Genomic DNA, 5,617 nt, shown 5'->3' with positions numbered 1-5,617 from the left:
GGGCCGGGTCGGCGCCGCACTCGGAGAAGATCGCCCGGGTCTGCTCGAAGCGGGACACCGCGCCCTCGTTGGCGGCGTGCAGGATGGGCCCGGGCACGTGGTCGTCGGCGACCTGCAGCAGCGCGGCCGCCAGGTCGCCGACATAGGTCGGCGACCCGACCTGGTCGTCGACCACCCGCACCGGGCCGTCCCCCGCGGCCAGCCGGCGCATCACGGCGACGAAGTCCTTGCCGTCGCCGCCGGTGTAGACCCAGGCGGTCCGGACGATTACGGCGTCGGGCAGCGCCGCCAGCGCCGCCTCCTCCCCGGCCAGCTTGCTGCGGCCGTACACGCTCTGCGGGGCGGGTTGGTCGCTGGGCTCGTACGGGTGCGGCGGCGCGCCGCCGAAGTCACCGTCGAAGACGTAGTCGGTGGAGACGTGGATGAACCGGGCGCCGGCGCGCGCGCAGGCCCGGGCCATGTTCTCGGGGCCGGTGGCGTTGACGGCGTAAGCGCCGGCCTCGTCGCTCTCGGCGCCGTCGACATCGGTATAGGCCGCGCAGTTGATCACCACGTCCCCGCGCGCGACCACGCGCTCGGCGGCGGCGGGGTCGGTGATGTCCCACTGCGACGACGTCAGCGCCAAGACATCGCGGTCCTTGCCGCCCGCCAGCGAGCGCAAAAAGCCACCCAGCTGCCCCCCGGCACCGGCGATCACGATCCTGCTCGACATGGTCTGAGTCTGGCATGCCGGGGAGAGCACGGGCGAACGCCGGGGCGCGCGGGGCTTCGCTACCAGCGAAGCGTGTGAGTCGCAAGTAACCTAGTGGGATGCCTGTGCACCGTGTGATTCGTGTGATTGCGACCGCGCTCACGCTCGCCGTCGTCCTCGGCACCGGGCTCGCGTGGAGCAACGTCCGGTCGTTCGAGGACGGCATCTTTCACATGTCCGCACCCTCGCTCGGCAAGGGCGGCGACGACGGCGCGATCGACATCCTGCTGGTCGGACTCGACAGCCGCACCGACGCCCACGGCAACCCGCTGTCCGCCGAGGAACTGGCCACCCTGCGGGCCGGCGACGAGGAAGCGACCAACACCGACACGATCATCCTGATCCGCATCCCCAACAACGGGAAGTCGGCGACCGCCATCTCGATCCCCCGCGACTCCTACGTCGCGGCCCCAGGCCTGGGCAAGACGAAGATCAACGGCGTCTACGGCCAGACCCGCGAGGCCAAGCGCACCAGCCTGGTCAAGGCCGGCGATTCGGCCGAGGACGCGGCGGCGCAGGGCACCGAGGCCGGGCGCGAGGCGTTGATCAAGACCGTCGCCGACCTCACCGGCGTCACCGTCGACCACTACGCCGAGATCGGCCTGCTCGGCTTCTCCTTGATCACCGACGCGCTCGGCGGCGTGGACGTCTGCCTCAAAGAGCCGGTGTTCGAACCCCTGTCGGGCGCCGACTTCCCGGCCGGACCCCAGCGGCTCGACGGGCCGGAGGCGCTCAGCTTCGTCCGCCAGCGCCACGAGTTGCCGCGCGGCGACCTCGACCGGGTGGTGCGCCAGCAGGTGGTGATGGCCTCCCTGGCCCACCGCGTCATCTCCGGCAAGACGCTGTCCAGCCCCACGACGCTCAAACGGCTGGAGGCGGCCGTGCAGCGCTCGGTGGTGATCTCCTCGGGTTGGGACGTCATGGATTTCGTCCAGCAGATGCAGAAACTGGCCGGCGGCAACGTCGCGTTCGCCACCATCCCGGTGCTGGACGGGGCCGGCTGGAGCGACGACGGCATGCAGAGCGTGGTGCGGGTGGACCCGCATCAGGTCCAGGACTGGGTCAACGGGCTGCTGCACGACCAGGAGCAGGGCAAGACCGAGGAGATCGCCTACACCCCGGCGAAAACCACCGCCAGCGTGGTCAACGACACCGACATCAACGGCCTGGCGTCGGCGGTCTCACAGGTCTTGACCGCCAAGGGATTCGGTGCGGGCACGGTCGGCAACAACGACGGCGGCCACGTCAAGGGCAGCCAGGTGCGGGCCGCCAAGACCGACGACCTCGGCGCCCAGGAGGTGTCCAAGGAGCTGGGCGGGTTGCCGGTGGTCGCCGACCCGTCCGTCGCGGCGGGCTCGGTCCGGGTGGTGCTGGCCAACGACTACAGCGGCCCCGGCTCGGGGCTGTCCGGCACCGGGACGGTGATGCCCGCCAAGGTGTCCAACGTCGACGCGGTGGCGCCTGACCCGAATGTCCCGGCGCCCTCGCCGATCCTGACCGCCGGTTCCGACAAGCCCGAGTGCATCAACTGAGCACGCTGTCCGGCGCGATCCTCGACCCGATGCTGCGGGCCGACCCGGTCGGCCCGCGCATCACCTACTACGACGACGCGACCGGCGAGCGGATCGAGTTGTCAGCGGCGACGCTGGCCAACTGGGCGGCCAAGACCGGCAACCTGTTGCGCGACGAGCTGGGCGCCGGGCCGGGCAGCCGGGTCGCGATCCTGCTGCCAGCGCACTGGCAGACCGCGGCCGCGCTGTTCGGGGTGTGGTGGATCGGCGCCGAGGTCGTGTTCGCGGGGCCCGCCGACCTGGCGCTGTGCACCGCCGAACGGCTTGATGAGGCCGACGAGACCGGGGCCGGTGAGGTGGCGGTCCTCTCGCTGGACCCGTTCGGCCGCCCGGCATCCGATCTGCCGATCGGCGTCACCGACTACGCGACCGCCGTGCGGGTGCACGGCGACCAGATCGTCGCCGAACCCCATCCCGGACCGGCGCTCGGCGGCCGATCGGTCGACGAGGTCCTCGCCGAGTGCCAAAGCTCAGCCGCGGCAAGGGAATTGACGGCCGCCGATCGGGTGCTGTCCACCGCCGCGTGGTCGGAACCCGGCGAGCTGGTGGACGGCCTGCTGGCGATCCTGGCCGTCGGCGCGTCGCTGGTGCAGGTGGCCAATCCCGACCCGTCGGCGCTGCCGCGCAGGATCGAGACCGAAAAGGTCACCCGGGTGCTGTAGCCGCGGATACATATTGATATCGCAATATTTCAATGTTAACGTCGAGCGAGCATCAGCTGACGCCGCGACGACAGGGAGGTCCGGGCAATGGCGGGGTACGCGCTCTTGGCAAAGGCGGCATCGACGGTGGTCACCGGCCTCGTCGGCGTGACGGCCTACGAGGTGGTGCGCAAGGCCGTGGCCAAGGCCCCCCTGCACGCGACCGCGGTGTCGGCGGCCGAGCTGGGGCTGCGCGGGACGCGCAAGGCCGAGGAGGCCGCCGAGTCCGCCCGGTTGAAGATCGCCGACGTCATGGCCGAAGCCCGGGAGCGCATCGGCGAGGAAGCCCCCACGCCGGCCGTCGCCGAAGTCCACCAGCACGACCACTGATCCCCGCGCAGATGGCGCTCGCCACCGCCCTAGACCCGGTCGACCCGAAAGACCCCGCGCTGCAGATCGTTTCGGATGCGGCCGGGCGCATGCGGGTGTCCGTCGAGTGGCTGCGGTGCGACTCCCGCCGCGCGGTGGCGGTCGAGGAGGCCGTCGCCAGCGAGGAGGGCGTGCGCGTGGTGCACGCCTACCCGCGCACCGGATGCGTCGTCGTCTGGTATTCGCCCCGCCGCTGCGACCGCGCCGCGGTGCTGGCCGCGATCGGCTCCGCCGCGCATGTCGCCGCCGAGCTGATCCCCGCACGCGCACCGCATTCGGAGGAGATCCGCAACACCGATGTGCTGCGGATGGTCGTCGGCGGTGCCGCGCTGGCGCTGCTCGGCGTGCGCCGCTACGTGTTCGCCCGGCCGCCGCTGCTCGGCCCGAACGGCCGGATCCTGGCCACCGGAGTCACCGTTTTCACCGGCTACCCGTTCCTGCGCGGCGCGCTGCGCTCGCTGCGCTCGGGCCGGGCCGGCACCGACGCCCTGGTGTCGGCGGCGACGGTGGCCAGCCTGGTGTTGCGCGAGAACGTGGTGGCGCTCACCGTGCTGTGGCTGCTCAACATCGGCGAATACCTGCAAGACCTCACCCTGCGCCGGACCCGGCGGGCCATCTCGGAACTGCTGCGCGGCAGCCAGGACACGGCATGGATCCGGCTCGCCGACGGCGCCGAAGTCCAGGTGCCCATCGACAGCGTGCAGATCGGTGACGAGGTGGTCATCCACGACCACGTGGCGATCCCGGTGGACGGCGAGGTGATCGACGGCGAGGCCATCGTCAACCAGTCCGCGATCACCGGCGAGAACCTGCCCGTCTCCGTCATGGTCGGCGCGCACGTGCACGCCGGGTCGGTCGTGGTGCGCGGACGCCTGGTGGTACGCGCCCAGGCCGTCGGCAACCAGACCGCGATCGGGCGCATCATCAGCCGGGTCGAGGAGGCCCAGCACGACCGGGCGCCCATTCAGACCGTTGGCGAAAACTTCTCCCGCCGTTTCGTTCCCACCTCGTTCGTCGTCTCCGCCCTCACGTTGGCGGTCACCGGCGACGTGCGCCGCGCGATGACCATGCTGTTGATCGCGTGCCCCTGCGCGGTGGGCCTGTCCACCCCCACCGCGATCAGCGCCGCGATCGGCAATGGCGCGCGCCGCGGCATCCTGATCAAGGGCGGCTCCCACCTCGAACAGGCCGGCCGGGTGGACGCGATCGTGTTCGACAAGACCGGGACGCTGACCGTCGGCCGCCCGGTGGTCACCAATATCATTGCACTGCACAAGGATTGGGAGCCCGAGCAGGTGCTGGCGTATGCGGCCAGCTCGGAGATCCACTCGCGGCACCCGCTGGCCGAGGCGGTGATCCGCTCGACCGAGGAACGCCACATCACCATCCCGCCGCACGAGGAGTGCGAGGTGCTGGTCGGCCTGGGCATGCGGACCTGGGCCGACGGCCGCACCCTGCTGCTCGGCAGTCCCGGGCTGCTGCGCGCCGAAAAGGTGCGGGTGTCGAAGAAGGCGTCGGAGTGGGTGGACAGGCTGCGGCGCGAGGCGGAGACCCCGCTGTTGCTCGCGGTCGACGGCAAGCTGGTGGGGCTGATCAGCCTGCGCGACGAGGTGCGCCCCGAGGCCGTAGAGGTGCTCAAGGAGCTGCGGGACAACGGTATTCGCCGGATAGTCATGCTCACCGGCGACCACCCGGACATCGCCGAGGTGGTGGCCGAGGAGCTGGGCATCGACGAGTGGCGCGCCGAGGTGATGCCCGAGGACAAGCTCGAGGTGGTGCGCGGGCTACAGGACGACGGCTACGTGGTCGGCATGGTCGGCGACGGCATCAACGACGCGCCGGCGCTGGCCGCGGCCGACATCGGGATCGCCATGGGCCTGGCCGGGACCGACGTCGCCGTCGAGACCGCCGACGTGGCGCTGGCCAACGACGACCTGCACCGCCTGCTCGACGTGCGGGATCTCGGCGCCCGCGCCGTCGACGTCATCCGGGAGAACTACGGCATGTCCATCGCCGTCAACGCCGCGGGCCTGATCATCGGCGCCGGCGGGGCGTTGTCCCCCGTGCTGGCCGCGATCCTGCACAACGCGTCGTCGGTCGCGGTGGTGGCCAACAGCTCCCGATTGATCCGCTACCGGCTCGACTAGCTGTCGTGACCCGGGAGGTTGTTAACGGCGTGCCTGCTTGAAATTGGGAGGACCTCCTGACGGAGTGGATGTGTCTGG

General features: G+C 71.1%; 5 protein-coding genes. 4 read left to right on the top strand and 1 reads right to left on the bottom strand.

Going from position 1 to position 5,617, the window contains the following annotated elements; genetic code table 11:
* Window positions 1–712, bottom strand: a 712-nt coding sequence (gene rfbD, locus A5692_RS21595) for a dTDP-4-dehydrorhamnose reductase (RefSeq protein WP_068059613.1), incomplete at its 3' end; no start/stop codon positions are given.
* Between the two features lie 98 nt (window positions 713–810).
* On the opposite strand from rfbD, the gene A5692_RS21590 reads away from it, so the two are divergent.
* The 4 genes from A5692_RS21590 to ctpC all read left to right on the top strand — a co-directional run bounded on the left by A5692_RS21590 (window position 811) and on the right by ctpC (window position 5,539).
* A complete protein-coding gene (locus A5692_RS21590) occupies window positions 811–2,283 on the top strand; it encodes an LCP family protein (protein WP_068059610.1) in 1,473 nt (490 codons plus the stop codon).
* Window positions 2,271–2,984, top strand: coding sequence for a TIGR03089 family protein (locus tag A5692_RS21585; protein WP_197514528.1), 714 nt, complete (start codon window positions 2,271–2,273; stop codon window positions 2,982–2,984). The genes A5692_RS21590 and A5692_RS21585 overlap by 13 nt, the downstream gene beginning before the upstream one ends.
* Before the next feature lie 87 nt (window positions 2,985–3,071).
* Window positions 3,072–3,353: a DUF1490 family protein gene (locus A5692_RS21580; RefSeq protein WP_068059607.1), complete on the top strand. Its 282-nt coding sequence runs from the start codon at window positions 3,072–3,074 to the stop codon at window positions 3,351–3,353.
* Window positions 3,354–3,364: 11 nt separating this feature from the next.
* Entirely contained in the window at window positions 3,365–5,539 is a 2,175-nt protein-coding gene (ctpC, locus tag A5692_RS21575) for a manganese-exporting P-type ATPase CtpC (protein ID WP_068059604.1), read from the top strand.
* The last annotated feature ends 78 nt before the right edge of the window (window positions 5,540–5,617 follow it).

This window comes from Mycobacterium sp. E342 (assembly GCF_001667665.1).
Lineage (GTDB): Bacteria > Actinomycetota > Actinomycetes > Mycobacteriales > Mycobacteriaceae > Mycobacterium.
The sequence above is the reverse complement of the archived record's forward strand: the minus strand, read 5'-3'. Positions and strand labels throughout refer to the sequence as shown.

Excerpts from the sequence above, each read along its gene's own strand:
- A5692_RS21590 (WP_068059610.1), top strand. The coding sequence starts at position 811 with ATGCCTGTGCACCGTGTGATTCGTGTGATTGCGACCGCGCTCACGCTC.
- A5692_RS21580 (WP_068059607.1), top strand. The coding sequence starts at position 3,072 with ATGGCGGGGTACGCGCTCTTGGCAAAGGCGGCATCGACGGTGGTCACC.
- ctpC (WP_068059604.1), top strand. The coding sequence starts at position 3,365 with ATGGCGCTCGCCACCGCCCTAGACCCGGTCGACCCGAAAGACCCCGCG.